Here is a 20,147-nt window from a genome sequence, read left to right on the forward strand (position 1 = left end):
CTCGGCCGCGTCCACGGCCGGTGCGTGCCCGCTGCCGGCGTTGGCGGACGGAGGCGGTTCATGGGTGGATCGGGCGGCACGCAGGTGAGCACAGGGCCGGTGATCAGGCGGCTGGAATACGACGGCGGCGTCCTGACCGTTTTCTGGGACGGGCCCGTGGACCCGACTTCCCCGCCGAAATACGCGGTGAACGTGTCGAGCGGCAACCTCGATGTCGGAAAGGTCTGGGCCGGGGCGGAGACCAGCACCTCACTGATCCTCGACGTGACGCCCGATCAGGTCCACCGCGTCCGAATCGCCATGTACACCGCCGGTCCCCTACCGACGTACTCCCCGAAGGTCGCCGTCGTCACCGGCACCTCCACGGTCGAGCAGGCCGGGAGGGACCCGGTGAGCGGTGCCCTGACATTGTCCTGGAAAGCCGCGGACACCGATGAGTTCCTGCTCCGGCTCGTGGTCAACGGCGCCGCGCCGGATCCGGAGGTCCTGGTCTCCGGCGGATCGTTCGTCTTCGAGCAGCCACCGGAGACGGGCTCGATCGTGGCGGCCACGCTCACCCGCGTCCGGACCGACGGGGACGTGATGTCCATCGGTCCGGTCGGTCCCGGGTTCGCGGTACCGACGGAACGGCCCGAGTTGCTCGACGTCGCGTACGACTCCGGCCTGCTCTCGACGGCCTGGACCGCCGTCCCCGCCGCGGACGCCTACCGGATCAGCGTGCTGGGGGACGACGGGGTGTTCTCCCCGGCCGTCGAGGTGCCCGCGCCCGCGACGACGGTCGATCTGGACCCCGGCATCACTGACAACGGCACGTACCGCGTCGTCGTCCAGGCCGTCACCGAGGCCGGCTCCGGGCCGCCGTCGGCTCCGCTCCCGCTCCGGCTCACGTCGCCGGAGGTCACACAGGTGACGTCGGACGGCGTGGCGGTCCTGATCGACGTGGTCCCGCCGGATGACACACCCACCGCGTACGACGCCGTGCTGTTCCGCGAGGGTGTCCCGGTTCGCCGGGAGACCGTGAGCCCCGCACCGACGCTGTCGCTCGCCGTTCCCGAGCCGCCGCTGCGCGGCGCGGCGTACACGGTGTCGGTCCGCGGGCGGGCCGGGCGCTCGGCCGGCCCGACAGTGACGGCCCCAGTCGTGCCGGCGACGCCGACCGTCACGTCGGTGGTCTGCGACGCGGACCTCGTCGTGGCCGCGAGGGCAGGCGAGCTGCCCGAGGGGGTACCGATCGAGGCGTTGCTGTACGTGGACGGGGTCCCGGGCGCACCCCAGCAGGTGGACTCGGACGGTACGGCCGTGTTCGACGTGCCGGACGGCGCCGTCGCCGTCGCTGTCCGCGGGGTCGACGGCGTGGCGACCGGGCCGTGGTCCGTGCCACTCCCGGTGCTCACCGAGCCGGCCGAGCTCACCCTCGCCCGCGCCGACGGCGGACGGGTCTCCCTCGCCTGGGGCGGGCCGTCGGACGGGACGTTCCGTGCCGCTGTCGGCGATACCGCTCTCCTGGTGCACGGCCGGGCCGCCGACCTGCCGCTCACCGCCGGCATCGCCACGGTCACCCAGATCGCTGGCGTGGTGACGGGTCCGGTGACCTCGCTCGACCTGGTCACGGCCGGTCCACGGCTCACGGGGGTGACCGTCGGCACCGGTCGGACGGTGTCCCTCGTCTGGACGTCGCCGCGGTCACCGTCGCTGACCGGCGTTCAGCCCGTGGTGCGCTGGGACGGCACCGAGGTCGAGTTCGAGGTCCAGCCGGCCGCCGACGAACCGATCGTCCTGACGCTGCCGGACAGCACGCCCGCCACCGCCACGATCGCCCTGCGGGGACTGGCCGGGGCCGCCGTCGGTCCACCCGGCGAAGCCGCCGTACTGCTCACTGCCGCACCGACCGGGGTCAGAGTGGACTACGACGGCGCCGACCTGCGGGTGTCCTGGGACGCGCTGCCCTCCCCGCTCGTCGACGGGTACCGGGTCGGCACGGTGGTCGACGGGACGCTGACCCCACTCGGGGACGCGGCGGCGACCTCGGGCTGCTGGCAGGTGGAGATCGCGGACGCCTCCACCACGGTCGTCGTCCGAGCGCTCGCGGGTCCGGCGGTCGGTGCACCGTCGGAGCCCGTCCCGGTCTTCACCGAAGCCCTGTTCGTCGGCCCTTCGTACGTCGCGCCGCAGCGGGGCCCCGTCCTGACGGCGACCGACATCACCCTCGGCCTGCCGGAGCTGTTCACGACCCCCCAGACCGACGGGGCCGACCTGCCGCTCGGCCTCATCCTGTCGCAGACCGACGGCGGGCCGTACGCGTACACGTTGCTGATCCCGGCGACCAGCCCGGTGTGGAGCTTCACCGACCGCACCGACGTGATCGCCGAGTGGGCCGCGCTGCTCGCCCGACTGCAGCCGCTCGGCATCACCCCCTACGGTGTCGCGGCACTCACCGAGGCGGTGTCGCGGTCGATGCCGCAGACGTTCGACGAAACGCTGTACTTCGCGTACGGGCTGCGGTTCGACCGCGGCTACTTCGACCTGCGCCCCGGCATCGTGCTGCGCGTCGAGTACGAGGGCTACCAGATTGCGCCGGGCGCCCAGGGCAGCCCTCTGTCCGGGTTCGTCACGGCGGGCGTCGCCGACTACGAGGTGGCGTCCTACGACAACTCCGGCACCTGGACCAACAGCCCGGACGCGTTCCTCGCAGGGCTCACGCAGCGCAACGGCGTCGACGTGCCGAACCCGTCGGGCCCGGACAAAGGGCAGTTGTACGGGGGTGGAGGCGTGTTCGACCTGTTCGCGAAGGCACTGCGGTTGCCGTACGCGCGCCTTGTCTACCCGAGGGCGCTGCTGCCGACGACCACGCCGGGTTCGGTGTGGCCCCAGCAGAACGCCGTCCTGCTGGCGGCCGCCACGCTCGGTGCGCTGGACGCGGCCACCGAGAACGTCCGCCGGCAGGACCCGCCGGGCGGTGGCGTCGCCGCCGCCTACCTGCGCGGTCGCGCGGTGGTCCGCGCGATGGTGCGGATCAGTGTGAACGGCGCATCCCGCCTGGTGCCGGTGGGGACGACGCTCGGCAACGTACTCGCGGGCGAGGGCCGTCGGCCTGCGGCCGTCGCCGTGCCGCTGAGCGGCGTGCGGATGCACCGGCCCCGGACGGCGGCGGCGTCCTTCGACGGGCCGCCCGGCGACCGGCCGGTCGTGCCGGGCTGGAACCCGCGCGACCCGGCCGCGCTCGACCTGCCCCTTCTGCACGGCGATCGCATCGACCTCGCCACTGGCCCAGGTCGATGACCGAGCCCACGTTCACCCGCGCCGGGGACACGCCGCTCTACTGGACGGATCCGGCGGACCGCGTGGCGGCCTTCCTCGCCTCCGACCCGGGAGCGCTCGGCGACCGGCCGACGCTGACGGAGACATGGGCGGACGACCGCGGCGCCTACGTCTTCCTCGGGGTACCGGCCGCGGACTCGGCGGAGTTCCTGGCAGCGCTGCGGACCTGGATCGACCACTACGCGCCCGAGGGCCCACCGCGCTTCCTCTGGGTCCCCGAACCGACGGCGCCGCCGACCGCGTGGGTGACGACCGTGCTGATCTGCCGGAGGGACCCGGGCGGGGCGTGGGTGGCGGACGGGGCGACCTTCCTGCTCGCCGACTACGAGCTCGTGACGGCCGGGGGCGGGGTGATCGCTCCCGCCGGCACCGAGGCGGGCTGGGGCTTCGCCGTCGCCGACGGCGCCGACCGGTCCGCCGCCACGTTGTACTCGCCGTCCGCCAGGTTCCCCGCGCGACGTACGACCACGCTGCTGGGCATGGAGGCGGGACACACCGGTGCGTGGCGGTTCGTCATCGACGCACCGGCCGGCGACGGCGACGTGTTCGCCGGGCTCGGCGCCGGGATGCGCTTCTTCACAGCAGGGGACGACGGCGTCGTCAGGACCGTCCGGTTCGGCGTCGTCCGCCAGCCGGAGGACGTCGGCCTGGAGTTCCACGCGCAGATCGATCCGCTGCGGCCGCTGGACGGTGAGCGCACCTCGCTGGGCTTCTTCGCCTGCACGACGGGCGAGGGCGATCCTCCGGCGCTGCCCTCCGGGTACGCCACGGTGCTCGGCCACGGCGTGGACCTGCGTCCGCTCAGCGCCGGAGGGAACACCGCGAGCCCGGCCCGGCTCGTGTTCGGCCTTGCGCCGTACTTCTGCCACGAGGAGGCGAACGCCGGCTACCACCTCGTCCCGGACGGGCCGTTCGCCGTCGAGGGAGCCACCGGGGCGCCCCGCGTCATCTGCGGCATGTCCGGTCTGGAATACCTCGGCCTGCCCGCCGAGGGCTGCACGCTGACGTTCCTGCCCGGACAGCCGGCCTACGCGCCGCTCGGCCCGGAACGGACCGGTACCGCCTCGCTCACGCCGCACGGGACCACGTCGTGGGTCTCGGTCGGGCCTGGCGCGGAGACCGGCGCCGTCACGTACTACAGCCAGCCGGAGGACGCACCGCTCTACACGGCCGGGGAGGCGACGGCGGCCGGCGGTGTCGACCTGCTGGACTTCTGCGAGGTGCCGGCCGCGACACCGGCCCGAACGCCCTTCCCGATGGCGCCGTTCCACGCACTCGCCGAAGGCGCGGTCGCGGCCGCGACCGAGGTCGAGCAACTGGCGATCGCGCCGACCCGACGTGCGCTGCTGCTACCGGGGGAGCGCAGCGTGCCGGCGGCGGACGCGGGGGAGACCGTCGCCGTGACGCCGCAGGGACTGGCCGTCGGGCTGGCACCCGACTCCAGCTGGAGCTGGCTCGGCATCGGCCACGACGGCGACGCGGCAGCCAGGCCGGACCTGCGGTTCACCGGGGTCACCGGTCCGTTCCGGCAGGCAATGCAGACCAACAACCTCTTCCTGGTCCTCGGCGACCCGGAGGAGTTCAACCGGTTCGGCTCGGTCGCGTACGAGCTCACCACGGCGACGCTCGGCGTCATCGCCACCATCCCCGCGGATCAGGGCGGCGTGCCGGAGAACGTCCTCGACGCGGTACGCGACGCGATGCACGACACCGAGTACGACACGCGAGCCGGGTTCGCCGCCGCGCTGGTCGAGGCGTGCCCCGGAATCACCGACGCGGAGCGGCGAGTCTTCCTCCGGTACGGTGGCCGGCTCACCCCGGTCGCCGGGGGCTGGCCGTTCCGGCTCTCCCCGGACAACTGGCGGGAGTCGACCTTCCTCATCGTCAAGTTCGCGCTGGGCCGCAGCATCGCCGAGCTGGCCGCGGACGTGTCGACCTGGGCGTGGCCCTCGGCCGCCTCGCGCACCGGCCGGCCGGCCGACGCCCAGGCGGCGATCCGCGGCGTCGTCGAGGAGGCACGCAAGGCGCCGGCCGGGTCGCCCTACGCGTCGTTCCTCCAGGTCGTGGACGACCCGGACTGGACCGGAGTGCTGGCCCTGTCGGCGGAGGTCCCGCTCGACCAGCTCCCCGACGAGCTCCAGGTGCTCGCGTCCGGCATCGACCCGGCGCGGTTCGCCGCGCACCACTTCGGACTGACGCTCACACCGTTCCGGTGCGAGGACGGGCGGCTGCTCTTCGAACGCTCGGCGATGTTCGGGCTGATCGACTACCAGAACCCCGAGGACCAGTACTCCAGCGAGAACATCCCCTACGCCTTCCGCGTCCTGCAGTTGACGGTAGGCGTGCGCAACTCCGTCGTCACGACGTTCACCAGCAGGGCCGAACTGCTCGTCAACCGCCTGTTCGGTGCGCCCGCCCAGTTGCTGCCGACCACCCACGGGAACAACATCCTCCTCGACGGCGCGCTCCAGCGCCAGCAGCTGCCCGACGGCACGACGCACGACACGTACGTGTTCTCGACGGCCGAGCAGAACACCTTCCTGCTCGACGGACCGGTGCTCGGGAGCGTCGAGCTGCTGTCGACCCAGCTCGTCACCGCGAGGGCGTCCGACCCGGGGTCGGGCAGGGCGACCGTCGACGCCGTCTTCCGGCTGGCGGGCAACCTGCGGTTCTACGAGCCGGAGCGGTTCGACCCGTTCTGCTGGGGCGTGGACGCGGCGGGGCAGGACGGCTACCTGCGTTTCGGTGGCCTGGCGATCACCATGTCGTTCGACCTCGGCGATCCGGCCGGGACGACCCGGTTCGCACTGCAGGACGGCAACCTGTCGTTCGACGCGGCGAACAGCAGGCCGCGCGACCGGTCGCTGGCCGCCCGCTTCCCGATCCGGCTGAACGGACTCGTCGCCACACCCGATCCGGAACTCGTCACGGGCGCGCCGCCACTGCCGCAGACGCCCGCCGACCTGGGGTACGTCTCCGCCACCGCGCCGCTCGACCAGGCGGTACTCGCCCAGCCCTGGTACGGCCTGGACTACACCGTCGACCTCGGCACACTCGGCGCGCTCGCCGGGAGCAGGGCGCTCGCCGTCCAGGTTCTCGTCGCCTGGAGCCCGGGTGCCGGCGACACCGCTCCGGGTCTCTATCTGGGTGTGCGGCTGCCCGGTGCCGACGGGCTGCTCGGGGCCGGCCTGTCGTTGCAGGGCGTCGTCACCATGGGCTTCCGCTCGGTCGAGTTCCTCGTCGCCGAGGAGCCGGACGAGCGGACGTACACGCTCCGGCTGCGGGACTTCGCGCTGCGGCTGTTCGGTCTGGCGTTCCCGCCCGGGCACAACGACGTGATCCTGTTCGGGAACCCCGACCAGGGCGGCGCCTCGAAGGTCGGCTGGTACCTCGCGTACGCGTCGGCCGCCGACCCGAAGCGCCCGCCGCCACCGCCGGTCCGGGCGGAGCTGCGCGCCGGCGGGAAGGGACGACCATGAGGATGCCATCGCTGGCAGAGGTCCAGAATCCCCTGACCGTGGTGCAGCTGCTGTGGTGCGGCCAGGGGATGACCGCGCTGATCGAGATCTACAACGACGGCGTGGCGAAGGCGGAGGCCGACTTCCTCGGGCTGGTCAACTGCGGCGGTGACAGCGTGGACGCGCAACAGGCGCTGGACTACATCACCGCCAAGGTCGCGGCCAGGCACCTCCGGCTTCTCAACCTCGTCGTCCTCACACGGCTGGACGCGTCCCACATCAGCCTGCTCGGCGAGCTCGGCGACCGCCTGCAGAGCATCGGTGCCCGGGTGATGGACGTCTTCAGCGCCGGAGGCAGGAACGACATTCCGGACTCCGTCAGGAAGTTCCTCGCGAGTCTCAGGTACCAGCCGCAGGGTGTCGCGTTCGTCTCCGAGGGGCAGTCCAGCTACAGCAGACCGGGCCTTCTCAGCTGGATCTCCGAGCACAACGGCACCTACTTCCGCATCCTGGCATCGAACCGGGACTCGTTCGTACTGGTCGTGGAGACCTACAGGTTCTCCGTCGTCATGCCGGGTGAACTGACGCCCGGAATCATGGAGGACACCAGGAAGCTCGGCAGCCTGAAGGGCCTCCTGCCGCCGGTCGTGGCCCTCGTGCTCCCGCAGGACACGGCGCTCGCCACCGCGGTCAGGAACCACCTGTCGAGCGGGTCCGCGGCGGGCGATGCCGAGTGGGAACTCATCACGTGGTTCGCGGGAGAGATCAGCCCGGCCAACATCGGGGTGAGCGCCGGCCCGCAGAACGCCTTCCACCATCCGATCGCGCAAGTCATCGAGCTGTTCTCGGCCAACCTCCAGAAGGAAGCGCCGCACACCTACGTGACGTACGTCCTGCCGACGCGGGGCGACAGCGCGAAGAACTTCTCCGGGTGGATCGCCAAGCCGACGGAGTACGGGATCAGGAGCACCGTCGCGGAGCTCGGGGGGCAGGCCACCTACCTCCCGATCGAGTACAAGTTCACGCTGCGTCCGGCGCCGATCGAGGAAGCGTAGGAGGTGCCGTGTCCGTCGAGGAGATCCATCGCGCGTTCCAGGCCGCCGTGTCGGACGGAGCGCTCAGGAGCGCCGCGCCGCCCCCCGGGCTCGCCGACCTGCTGCACTCGCTCGGCGTCGACAGCCTCGCGGTCCGCGACGGCACCGCGTCCCTCGGGCCGCAGAGCGCGCTGCTCACCGGGGCCACGACCTACCTCCGCACCCCGTGGACGATGCGGCTCACCGGCACTCCGCAGGCCGGCACCGACCGGGCGACGCTGGTGCTGGAGCTCGGCAGTACGGCGCCGACCGCGTCGTGGACGTTCCAGCAGGCGTTCGGCACACTGCCGGACAGCAGGCGCCAGGACGAGGGCGGACGCGACGGGCTCGTCGTCGGGCCCAGTGTCGTCGGCCCGCTCGTCCTCGACCAGCCCACCGTCACGGCCGGCAACGAGCCGGCCGGCACACCGCCCCGGCTGTCCGGCACCCTGCTGATGCTCGGCAGTCGCACGGAGGCCGGCAGCGACATCCTCGCCCCGTACGCGGACTTCCTCGGCGACCGCCTCCTTGTCGACGGGCCCCTCGCGTTTCCGGCGGACGCGCCCCCGGTCATCGAGCTCCGCGCCGTCGCGCCGGGCGTGCGTCTGAAACTCGCGGAGCTGGAGGTCTCGGAGGTCGGTCTCCTGCTGACCACCGACCACCCGGACCCGTACGCGCTGCCCGAGGCGGGCGCACGCCGTTCGGCCGTCCTGCTGTTCGCCGAGGCGACACTGCCGACCGAACCCCAGGAGACGGTCACCATCAGCGGGCCCCTGCTGACCGGGGACTCCGTATGGCCGATGGCCGTCGCACTGGATCCCCCGCTCGGCCTCGCGGGCGCGGGCCGGGCGCTGAGCGCGATGACCGGTGGAACGGCGGGCGACTTCACCCTGCCGAACGGCATCGCGGCGATCGACCGCTTCCGCCTCCAGGACCTCGGATTCGGCATCGTTCCGGTCGCTCTCGGCGGGCCGGCGGTGTCGTACGTCGAGGTCGGGATCGTGTCGAGCGAGCCCTGGGATCCACCGGTGCCCTACCTGACCCTCGACCAGGTCGGCACCCGCTGGATGTTCAGTTCCGGCCAGGACGGCTCCACGCTGGTCACCGGGACGGTCTTCGGGACCATGCGGTTCGGTCGGAAGACCGCGTCCTCCCTCGGCTCCCACGCACCGGTCGCCCACCGCGCCGAACGGGGACCGCTGCCGCGTTCCGGCGCCGACGACGTCCTCGTGACGGTCCGGCTGTCCCTGCCCGGCCTCGGATTCTCGGCTTTCACCCAGGCGCCGTTCGCCCTTCCGATCTCGGAGGCGTTCCGGGCGTTCTTCGGGGGCGCCGCCCCGCCCGTCGGCACCGGTCTGACCTGTGAGTCGTTGAACATCGACGCCTCCCTGCTGCAGAAGGAACTCGCGGCCGGTCTGACCGTGAGCGGCTCGTGGTCCATCCGGGCCGGGCTCGTCACCCTCGCGCTGACCGGGCTGCAGATGCAGGCACAGGTCTCGCAGAGCAGCGTCTCCGGTCTGCTGATCGGCAAGGGCGAGATCGCGGTTCCGGGCTCCGCCCCGATCGAGCTGCTCGCGCAGGCACAGTACCCGGGCACAGGCGCATGGGAGTTCGCGGCGATCATGGCCGGTTCGCTGGACCTGCCACGGCTGGTCTACGGCCTGACGGGTGAACCGCCGCCGGCCTGGGTGAACAAGAGCGCCATCGAACTCGCCGACCTGAGGGTCCGGTTCAGCACGGCTCCCGGGAACCCGTACTCCGCCGCCGGCACCCTGCGGCTCCGGGTCGGCGAGGAGCTCCTGGGGGTGAAAGTCCAGTTGACGCTCACCGCGACCATCGAACGGGCGCTGCGCAGCACGCCCGCCGAGGAACACCTGGCGGTCGCGCTGCGCGACACCACGCAGGTGGAGCCCTTGACGGTGCTGACCGGCAGCCTGTCCGGCAGCTTCGTGATCAACAGCTTCGAGGTCGGTGCGTCGGTCTCGGTCACCGACGCCGGCAAGGACTACACCTTCCGGATCGCCTACCGCGACGTCTCCCTGAGCGCGGCGACGTCCTGGACCGGCCAGGGCGCCGACCGGCACCAGGTCCTCACCGTCCGTCTCACCGGCACCCTCGGTGAGCTGATCACCTCCCTCGTCGCGCTGGTCAACCCGAACGCGACCTTCCGGCTCGACCCCCCGTGGGACTTCCTCGGCGGCATCGACCTCACCGGTCTCGAGCTGACCGTCGACCCGACCGGCCTGACGGTCACCGTCAGACACGACCTGAAGCTGGACCTCGGATTCGTCAAGATCCGTGCCGTGGGACTGAGTTACGACCGTTCGGCCGGCAGCCCGGCGGTGAACATCGTGCTCGACGCCCAGATGCTCGGGGACAGCACCGGCAAACCGCTCGCCTGGGACCCGGTCACCCAGGCGCCGCCTCAACCCGCCGGCCTGGGACAGAAGTTGTTCTCCCTGCGCTACCTCGGCGTGGGGCAGCACGTCTCGGTGAAGGGCCTCACCCGGTACACGAGCATCTCCGACGTCGTCGACGCGATGGTCGCGGCGATGCGCCCGGTCGATCCCGCCCTCGGGCGGCCGCCGATCGACCCGGCGACGATGGTGTTCGACGCGGCCGGCCAATGGCTGTTCGGCGTCGACGCGACGTTCATGGGCACGGTCGCGGTCAAGCTGGTGATGCACGACCCCGACCTCTACGGTGTCCTGCTGGCGCTGGGCGGGCCGCGGGCGGGCTCGCTCGCCGGGCTCAACGTCGAGCTGCTCTACAAGAAGGTCACCGACGACATCGGGGTGTTCCACGCCCGTCTCCAGATCCCCGACGCCTACCGGAAGCTGCAGTTCGGAGCGGTGGCCGTGACGCTCGGCGTGATCACCGTCGACATCTTCACCAACGGCAACTTCCGGGTCGACCTCGGGTTCCCGAAGGGCCGCGACTTCACCGACTCGTTCGCGATCGAGGCAGGTATCTTCAACGGGCGGGGCGGCCTCTACTTCGGCGTCCTGAACGGCGCGACCTCCACCCGGGTTCCGCGCATCACCGACGGGACGTTCAGCCCGGTCCTCGAACTCGGCGTCGGTCTGTCCATCGGTGTCGGACGCACCTTCCAACGCGGCCCGCTCAAGGCCGAGATGCTCGTCAACCTCGTGGTGATCTTCGAGGGCGCACTGGCCTGGTTCCACCCCGACGAGGAGGGTCGGAACACCGAGCTCTACTACGCCTGCCGGGGCACGGTGGGCATCGTCGGGCGACTGAACGCGATCGTCGACTTCAAGGTCGTCCGTATCGACCTCGACCTGCAGATCTCCGCGATGGCGACCGTCGAGCTGGCCGCGTACCGGGCGACCGTCGTGTCACTGAACCTCTCGGTGCGAGCCAACGCCAGCGTGAAGATCCTGTTCGTCAAGGTGTCGTTCTCGTTCTCGCTGACGCTGGAGACCTCGTTCACGATCGGCACCGACAGCACGCCGCCGTGGCGGATCGCCCCCGGCGCCGCCCGCCGCGGCCTCACGGCCCCGCGCGCACGCACGGCGGCCGCGCAAGCGGAACAGCCCTCGTACCGGCTGCACTTCGACCCGGGCGCGCACGTCTTCCCCGACGGCCGGGCACGGACGGTGCACCTCACACTGATCCCCGCCTACACGATCGCGAACGTGCCCGTCGACTGGAGCGGTCGGACGCCGCCACGGAATGACGAGCCCGACCACCGCCTGGTCGTCATGCTGCTCGCCGACAACGCCGTCCCGGTCGACGCCGTCACCATCGCCCGGACCGAGCGGCCCGACGTGTCGCGCAACCCGCACGCCGGCGAACCCGCCGACACGTCGTTCAACCGGCTGGCCGAAGGCCTGCTGCGCTGGTCCCTCGACGCGCTCGGCGTCACCTCGCCGACCGTCACGGCCGGCGAACTGCTGCAACTGGTCGAACAGCTGGCCCTGGACGAGGCCGAGACCGCGGGCTTCACCTGGGACAACATCCAGGGCTTCCTGACCAACAACCTCCACCTCGTGGTCAGCGGCACCCCGACCGGCGACGACGACACGCTCGACGACGTCTCCGGGACCCCGTTCCCGATGCTCCCGGTACTGAAGTGGACCTCGACCGGCCTGCCGGACCCGGCGGACCGGGACCGCGACTTCGCGACCTACCGGCAGATCGACGCGACGTACGAAGCCGAGGCGATCGCGTACTTCGCCGAACTGGACCAGGCCCCTCCGGTCTGCCGCCCCTCATCCCACGCCGCGACGGACGAGCCCAGCGAGTCCATGGCGACGTTCGTCCTGCGCGACTACCTGCGGATGGTCGCACGCGCCACCGCGCAGGCCGCCGTGAACCTGCTGACCGCGTACCCCCACGAGGTGACGGACTCGGATTCGCTCCGGTCCGTCGCGGAAGGCTTCGGGACGACCACCACACCGTACGAGGTCGTCCCCCGGGACACCGTGGACCACCTAGCCTCCTCCCTCGGCCTCTCGGCGGCCGAGCTGCTGGCGCTGAACCCCGGCCTGCCGGACCTGCTGACCGCCGCCCGGGCCGGCGACACCCTCACGGTCTCGCTCGGCGTCACGCCCCAGTCGATCGCCGTCGCCAACCCCGACTGGCCCGTCGCCGACGACACCCCGGTCACCCTGGGCACGCTGCCGGTGCAGCTCGGCGCCGGCCAGTCGCTCGGTCGGCTGGCCGACGACTACCGGACCGACCGGTCGGCCCTCCTGGACCACCTGCGCGACACCACCCCGCTGCTGCGCGCCGGCGCGACCGTGCCGCTGCCCGGGTTCACGCACCCGGGGCTGTCCGTCGACGACACGGCGGCGGTCTTCTACGTCCGGCTCGCGCTGGCGCAGCCGATCGAGGTGCCGTTCGCCGACTGGTACCAGCAGGCGATCGACCGGCTCAACGACAACCCGGGGTACCCGCTGCCCGCCACCCTCCTGGTGCCCGACGGCTACCAGAGCGCCACCACCGTCACCTGGACCACCCTGCCGGGCGACACCGTCCTCGACGTCGCCGCGTACACGGCGCTGGTCCAGAACGTCGTCCCCGGCACGCCCTTCGCCGACTGGCTCGAAGCGGTGCGTGAGGCGAACGAGCAGCTGGACCCGGAGGGCGTCCGTCTTCCGGCCGACGCCGCGGCCGTGGTCCTGCCGAACGACACGCTCCGCTCGCTCCAGGACCGGCTCCTGCTTTCCGTGCAGCGGTTCGACGCCTACGCCGCCGCAGCGGACGCGCTCGTCCCGCTGATCACCGTCGAGGTGCCGGGCGCGCTGGGCACGACGGCCTCCGGACTCACCCTGCTGACGCTCGCCCAGAAGTACGGGCTCGGGATCGAGGACCTCGCCGGGAGGATCGCCGACGACGCGGGAGTGCTGGCCACCGGGCCCGGACTGGTCGTGCCCGACGTGCCCGCGACGGCACTGGCCGGACTTGTCGCCGCGCTGCACGAGGGCCCGGCGATCGCGACCGTGAGCGGCCAGGTCGCGCGCTTCATGCTGGGCGGACTGCGCCTGCCCGCGCCGGTCCCGGTCGACGGCGTGTACCACGCGACCGGCCCGATGACCGGCGTCTACGAGCTGATCGGCCAGCAGGTCACCGGACCACCGCCGACTCCGGCCGGAGCCGACGACCCGGTCGTGACCATCACCGTCGGCAAGGCACTGCCCGCCGACTGGCTGACCTTCGCCGAGGCGGAGGTGCGCGACGGTGCGATCCGGCTCACAGCCGCCGACGCCGCCGACGCCGCCGACGCCGCCGACGCCGACGACGCCGACGACGCCGACGACGCCGACGACGCGGTCGTCGCGATCACCGCCGCCGACCTGCGGGACAACTACCCCGCCACCGGCCTGACGCCGGTCGTCCAGAGCTCGCTCGCGGCCCTGTCGCCGGCGCACGACGTCGGCGCGCGCCACCCCGTCACCCAGGTCGTCCCGTGGCAGACGACCACGGACGTCCGGCTGCCCACCGTCCCCTCGGGCCCGCCCTCGCTGTGGCCGCTGCCTGGCGAACTGATCGAGCGGGCCGGATCGGACCGCAGCACCTCGGAGTTCCTGCTGGAGCAGACGACACCGCAGACCGGCGCGGACGCCCGCTACAGCGAGCTCGGCTGCTACGCGTGGGCGACGCTGGTCTCCTTCGCCGTGCGCCGCATCCCGGGCCTCCCGAGGACGGTCGAGGTACTGGGCGCGGACTCCACCGACCGGCAGCGGATCGCGCAGATCCTGGAGTACCTGCGGACCGTCCCCGGAACATCCGCGACCACCGACTACCCGCCGTCGCCACCCGGCGAGAGCCCGCTGCTCACCCTGCTCTGGAAACTGCCGCCGTCACCAGGCCTCACCCCGGGCCTGACCTCGACGGCCCTCGACGTCGACCGTACGTTCCTCGTCCGGAGCAACCTGTCCACCGGGACGCGCAGCGGCCCCGGGCCCCAGGACGTCACAGCGGGGCAGCACTTCGCGGCCATCGCCGACTGCGAACGATTCCTCACGCTGCTGTGGGAGTGCAGCGTGGTGGGCGGGGACGGCTACTGGATGCAGTACTGCGGCGAGGTGTCCGATCAGATCTTCGACCAGGACGGACTCGCCCGGCTGTCGCTGCTGGTCCAGCTCCCGTCCCAGTGCGGTACGGAGCCCGACCGGCACCTGCACGCGTTCACCAACGTCGCCGTGATCGGCGACGGCGTCGACCCGGCCTCGACCGCGCTCGCCGCACGCGCCGTCGACCCGCCCGAGCTACGGCCGGTCGCCTCGGTCGACCCCGGTCAGGTCGGTTTCAGCGCGCGGTTCGCCAACCCGCTGGCCGACGACACCCCCCAGGGCCGCCTTCGCCGCCTGTACGGGCTGCTCGGATTCCAGCTGGACGCGACGACGGGCTTCCGCGGCAGCGTCGAGGGCCGGCCGGTGTCACCGAAGCCGGCCGACGCGGCGGACGAACTCGGCCTCCTGGTACCGGACGAGGCCGCCGAGCAGATCTGGGACCTCACCCGGATCGTCGACATCAACCGCTTCGCCCTGGAACGCACCGAGGCCGTCCCCACCGCCCCGCCCCCCGACGCCGACCCCTACGCCGGCATCGCCGCGGGCGCGCGGGCCCAGGTCTCGGTCTGGTTCCAGGACGTGTTCGGCAACCGGTCGGACACCCCGGAGCAGACCGCCGTGCCCGTCCGGTACACCGACCCGGTCATCGGCGTCGGCGCCTGGCCGTCGACCACCCTGCGCTACGCCGTGGAGCCGGCCGGAGACCTGGCGGACCTGACCGTCACCGTCGACTTCCAGACCGTCGCCTACCAGCCGGGAGCGGCCGAGGCCGGCGCGTCGGCCGCCGCAGCGGCCGAGCGGGACCGTCACCGCCTGGTGCCGGTGTATTACCAGGTCGGCCGACCCGATGTCGGGGCCGCGCTGCTCACCTCGCTGCAACAGGAGCCCGGCGCGGACCCCACCCCGCTCGCCGTCGATGTGAACGTGCTGCGCCGTTACGTGCTCGGCGCCCACGCGCTGCTCGGCTCGCTCGCGGCGATCGGCTCCGCACCGGCCACCGGCGCCGCCACCCTCGACGCCGTCTGCACCACGTACGGGGTCGGGTTCGACGAACTGGGCGGCGCGAACTCCGACACGGCGATCGGCGCCATGCTCGACACCGACGAACTCGCCGTCCCGGTGAGCGCCGCGTTCCGTAACGGCGACACGGTCGCCGCGCTCTGCCGGGCCGCCGACCCTTCGCTCGACCCGGAGGAGGTGCTGCTCGACGAGGACAACACCGTGCTGCCGCTGAACCCGGCCGTCGAGCTCACCACCCCGGCGCGCGAGACGGCGGTGCCTCCCGGCTCCCCGCCGGCCCGCGAGCTGGCAGCGGCGCTGCACTGTTCCCTCCGGTCGCTCGTGACGGCCAACCAGGACCGCGCGGAGCTGCTCGCCCCCGGGTTCGTCTTCGAGTGCAACGGTGTCGAGGTCCGGGTCGCGGACCCGTCGGCCGGCGACGAGACCCTCGCGGACGTCGCGGCGGCCTTCCAGGAGGCGGGGGTCCCGTTCGACGCGGTCCAGGTGGTGTCGTTGAACCTGGACCGGCCCGGCATGTTCCGTCCGGGCGCCTCCCTCGTCGTCACCGGCTGCCTTGTCGAGAGCGGTGACACCCTGGAGCACAATCGGGGCGGCTGGACGCCCGAGCAGCTGGCGCCGCTGAACACCACCACTGCCGACCTCTTCGCCCCGGGCACCCCGGTGTTCCTCACCACGATCGCGACACCGGTGCCGACGGATGACCCCCTCGGGTACTTCGCCGCGGTCCACGGCACCACCCCGGGCGCGCTGCTGCGGCACAACGGCTCGACCGTCCTCTCGACCGACTCGCCTCCGGTCGTTCCCGGTATGTGGGCGTGGCCTCCGGATCCCGACGTCCTCCGGGTGCCGTACACCGTGCGCGGGGGCGACTCGCTCGCCGGCATCGCCGAGCACTTCCCCGGCGCCGACCTGGTCGTGACCAACGCCGGGATGCCGGGGACCATCGCGTCCGGTGTCACCGTCACCGTCGACGACGTGTCGGTGACGACGACCGCATCCGTCTCGTTCACCGAGCTCCGCGCACTGTTCGGCCCGCCGGTCGACCTCGCCGCGCTCACCGCCGTCATCGCCGACCGGACCGACGTGCTCGCGACCGGTGCGCTGCTGCTCTGCCCGCCCGGCGTACTCCCCGGGCAGTCCGCGGAGCCCGGTGTGACACCGCGGGAGGCCGCCCGGCCGTTCGGTGTCACCCCCGTCGCTCTGCTCGCCGCGAACGCCAGCACGCCCGACCTGCTGCTGTCCGGGCAGGTGCTGCGCGCACGCCAGTCCGGCCCGGACGCCACAGTGCCCACCGAGACGACCGTCGCGTCCGACACCCTCACCGCCGTGGTCGAGCGGTTCCGCCGGCACGGCGTGGTGACCGGCATCGAGGCCGTCGTGGCGGCCAACGCCGACACCGGGTTCCTGCGGGCCGGAGCGCGCGTGGTCGTCCCGCCGGCCGCCGCACCGCTCACCGGCGGCCTGGGGGAACCGACGGCGGACGGCGGCGTGCGGTGGTCGTTCCCCGACCCCGTCTTCCCGGTCACCGTGGCGCTGGAACTGTCCCGCGACCCCGCGCTCGTCGACCCGGCACTCGCAGCGACGGCGACCCGCGGCCGGACCACCGTCGCCGCCGGCCGGAGCACCGACGCGGCCCAGGACGGCGCGCTCACCCTCGCGCCGTTCGCCGAGCAGGTCCAGCACGCGGTGCCGGTCCTGCGGTTGGCGACGGCGCCGGGCCGGACCTCCGACACCGACGTCTGGGCGGTCGTCTTCGACACCGACGGCATCGAGAGCGTCAGCATCGAGCCCCCCTGCGAGATCGCCGGCACCCGGCAACCGCGCACCTTCGCACTGCGGCCGCTGAGCACGGTGCTCACGGCACGGCGGCAGGTGGCCACGCCCGGTTTCGACGCCCTGACCGGTCTGCTGACGGGTGACCGGACCCGCGACTACCAGGGCATCGACCTGGAGGTGTGGGCCCGGTCCTTCCTCACCGACGTCGAGCTGCTGCTCTCGGCCGGCTACCTCCAAGGTGCGTACGCGCTGGGCCGGAACGAGCTCGACGCCGTCATCGACGTCAAGAAGACGCTGGCCGGGGCCGTCGCGGAGGGCCTGGACCACGTCCTGGCCGGGCAGGCGCCCGACGGCGCCGACCCCGCGCGGGCGGCGGCCGTCGAGCGGCTGCGGCAGGAGTTGCTCGTCTCGCTGACCCGCGGATACGCGACCTCGGCCGTCCTGCAGTACGACACCGCCGTGTCGTCCCCGTGGCCCGGCCCGTACGCACGGCTGTCCGGCACTCCGGTCGTCGACTACGGCGACGTGCCCGCGCACCTGCGGACCGCGACCCTGTCGAACGGCAAGGTGCCGCTCACCGACGGCGACGCACAGGTCAGCTTCCTGCTCACCGTGCCCGACGTGGCCGCGCACGCCGCGCTCGACCTCACGCTCGGCTTCGGCGGTGTCGAGCTCGAGTTCTGCATCAGACCGGAAACCGAGGAGTACGAACGGTCCGACTGGCTCACCTTCCTCACTCCGCTCGCCTCGGGTTCGCCGACGGCCGTCGACTTCGGCCTCGGTGCTCCGCGCGTGCCGATCCCGCTGCGCGCCTACCCGCCGATGCCGATCCTGCTCGACCACCACGCCGTGGTCCCGCACGCCGTCTCGCGGCTCGACGAGGCCCTGCGCTGGCGGTACCGGTGCGCGGTGCAGCACCAGTCGGCCGGGCAGGACACCGTCGAACTGCACGTCACGTACAACCAGCAGGCCCCCGAGCCCACCGCCGCACCGGCCGACGACCTGTTCACGGCCCTGGCGCGGTACACCGCGGTGTCCGCGCCCCTCCTCGGGCTGCTCGCCGGACTGCCCGACTGGGGGCGCGCCGATGCCGACCGGCGCACCGCCCTGGCCAACGCCCTGGGCACGTACCGGACGCTCGCCGTCGCCGTCGCGGACGCCTGGGCCCTGTGGTGGGGGAGCGATCCCGCCCCTTCGCCGTCGCCCGACGCCGCGCCCGCCGGTGGGCCGGTTCCGGACGTCTACCGCTACGAGTTCGGCCTCGACTCCCAGGACGGCTGGTACACGACCTTGCGACTGGACGGTACGGCGGTGTCGGGGGCCGGTACGGTGGGCCGACCGGAACGGGTGGACGTCGTCACGGCCGCCGGTGAGCGCCACCAGCTCGTACCCGACGAAACCGGCGACTGCGGGTGCACCGGCACCGAGCACTGCTGGTGCTACGTCTTCCCGCTCCGGACGGTCGAGGCGTTCACGTTGCTGACGTTCGAGTTGACCTTCCCGCCCGTGCACGTCGCCACCCATCAGAACGCGTCGGCCACCGCGCGAGTGACCCGCAACGCGCGGCTGCTCGGCGAGGACTGGCCGGACACCGCGTCCGCCTTCGTGTACCGGACGCCGGAGGTCGGCTACCCCGAGCCGGTCGTGCCGTTCATCGACATCACCGGCGCCGTCGCCGTCGGCCCCTGGGACCTGCCCGACCGCAATCCGCTCACGGCGGTCTTCGACGCCGTCTTCGACGGCGACCCGGCCGGTCGGACGATCGCGATCGGCGCGCGGTACGCGTACACCCTGGTCGCCGGAGACCCGCCGGTGTCGGCGCTGCTGCCGGTCGTCCAGTCGACGGTGGGAGCGTACGACGACGAGACGGTGCCCGCGCTCACTCGGGTGCTCGACGAGTGGACCGAGCGCGAGCAACCCGAGACCAAGGGCGGTGCCTGGGCCTTCCGGGTGAGTCTCCACTCGTCCGTCGACGCGTCACTGCGACGCCCCGTGCTGCAGCTCAGGCACCTGTCGTCCGCTCTTGTCACCACCGGTTGCCGACCCGCCACCGAGCGGCTTGCATGAAGAGGATTCTCGCTGCCGCCGAGTCGGTGACAGTGTCGACGCCGCCCGACACCCAGCAGGGGCACGTATGTCCGAACGACGCCGCTTCGCACCTGTCACCTCGGATGCCGTGGCACCGGCCCTCGTCAGTGAGACACCCGCGCTCGCCGTCCACTCCCAGCCCGAGCCCCTGGTCCCGAGCCGGAACTGGGCCGGTTACGTCGTCTACCGCGGTGGCCCTTTCAGGCAGGTGCGCGCCGCGTGGGTTCATCCGAGCGTGGCGTGCACCGGCCCCGTGCACTCGGCTGTGGCCATCTGGGTCGGCCTGGGCGGCATCGAGACCAGTCCGACGCTCGAGCAGACCGGCACCCTTGCATCGTGCCAGGACGGTAAGGCTCGTCACGCTAACTGGTACGAGATGGTGCCGGCGGACGTGGTCTTCTACAACGACCCGGTGAGGGCCGGTGACGAACTCTGGGCCCAGGTCACGTTCCTCGGTCAGGACACGTTCGAGCTCCTCCTCCAGAACTTCACAGCGGGATGGATGGAGCTCACTTACGCGCAGCACCCAGACGGGCCGAAGCCCGATCGGATGAGCGCCGAGGTGATCGTCGAGGCTCCGAACGGGCCAAGCGGATACTCGCCGTTGGCCGACTTCGGCGCGCTTTCGCTCACCAGCTGCATGGTCGACGGGCAGAGCATCGGGAGTTACGCCGCGAGGGGTGACCTCAAGGTGTACGACATGGAGCGGGACGGCATCCGCCTGGCCACCCCGTCGCGCCTGACCGGTGGCGGGACCGCCTTCGACGTGACTTGGGAGAACCCCTGAACACGGATCGGGGAGCCGGCCACCGTCGCCTGACGGCACGATGTCGGGCGCAACCTCCTGTCTTCGCGAGAGCTCCTGGATGTGCTGC

General features: G+C 72.4%; 5 protein-coding genes. All 5 read left to right on the forward strand.

The features are described from left to right. Nucleotides 1–60 precede the first annotated feature (60 nt). The 5 genes from OG514_RS30545 to OG514_RS30565 all read left to right on the forward strand — a co-directional run bounded on the left by OG514_RS30545 (nucleotide 61) and on the right by OG514_RS30565 (nucleotide 20,059). Nucleotides 61–3,279 carry a hypothetical protein gene (locus tag OG514_RS30545; protein ID WP_266900213.1) on the forward strand — a complete coding sequence of 1,073 codons (3,219 nt, stop codon included), beginning with the start codon at nucleotides 61–63 and terminating at the stop codon, nucleotides 3,277–3,279. Continuing rightward, nucleotides 3,276–6,797 (forward strand): hypothetical protein, encoded by a 3,522-nt coding sequence (locus OG514_RS30550; protein WP_266900215.1) that lies wholly within the window; start codon nucleotides 3,276–3,278, stop codon nucleotides 6,795–6,797. Before OG514_RS30545 ends, OG514_RS30550 begins: the two co-directional genes overlap by 4 nt. Then, entirely contained in the window at nucleotides 6,794–7,831 is a 1,038-nt protein-coding gene (locus OG514_RS30555; protein ID WP_266900217.1) for a hypothetical protein, read from the forward strand. Before OG514_RS30550 ends, OG514_RS30555 begins: the two co-directional genes overlap by 4 nt. Before the next feature lie 8 nt (nucleotides 7,832–7,839). Then, nucleotides 7,840–19,251, forward strand: a complete 11,412-nt coding sequence (locus tag OG514_RS30560) for a LysM domain-containing protein (RefSeq protein ID WP_266900219.1) — start codon at nucleotides 7,840–7,842, stop codon at nucleotides 19,249–19,251. Nucleotides 19,252–19,318: 67 nt separating this feature from the next. Beyond that, on the forward strand, nucleotides 19,319–20,059 hold the full coding sequence (locus OG514_RS30565; protein ID WP_266900221.1) for a G1 family glutamic endopeptidase: 741 nt from the start codon (nucleotides 19,319–19,321) through the stop codon (nucleotides 20,057–20,059). The last annotated feature ends 88 nt before the right edge of the window (nucleotides 20,060–20,147 follow it).

Source organism: Streptomyces sp. NBC_00572, from assembly GCF_026341815.1.
Lineage (GTDB): Bacteria > Actinomycetota > Actinomycetes > Streptomycetales > Streptomycetaceae > Streptomyces.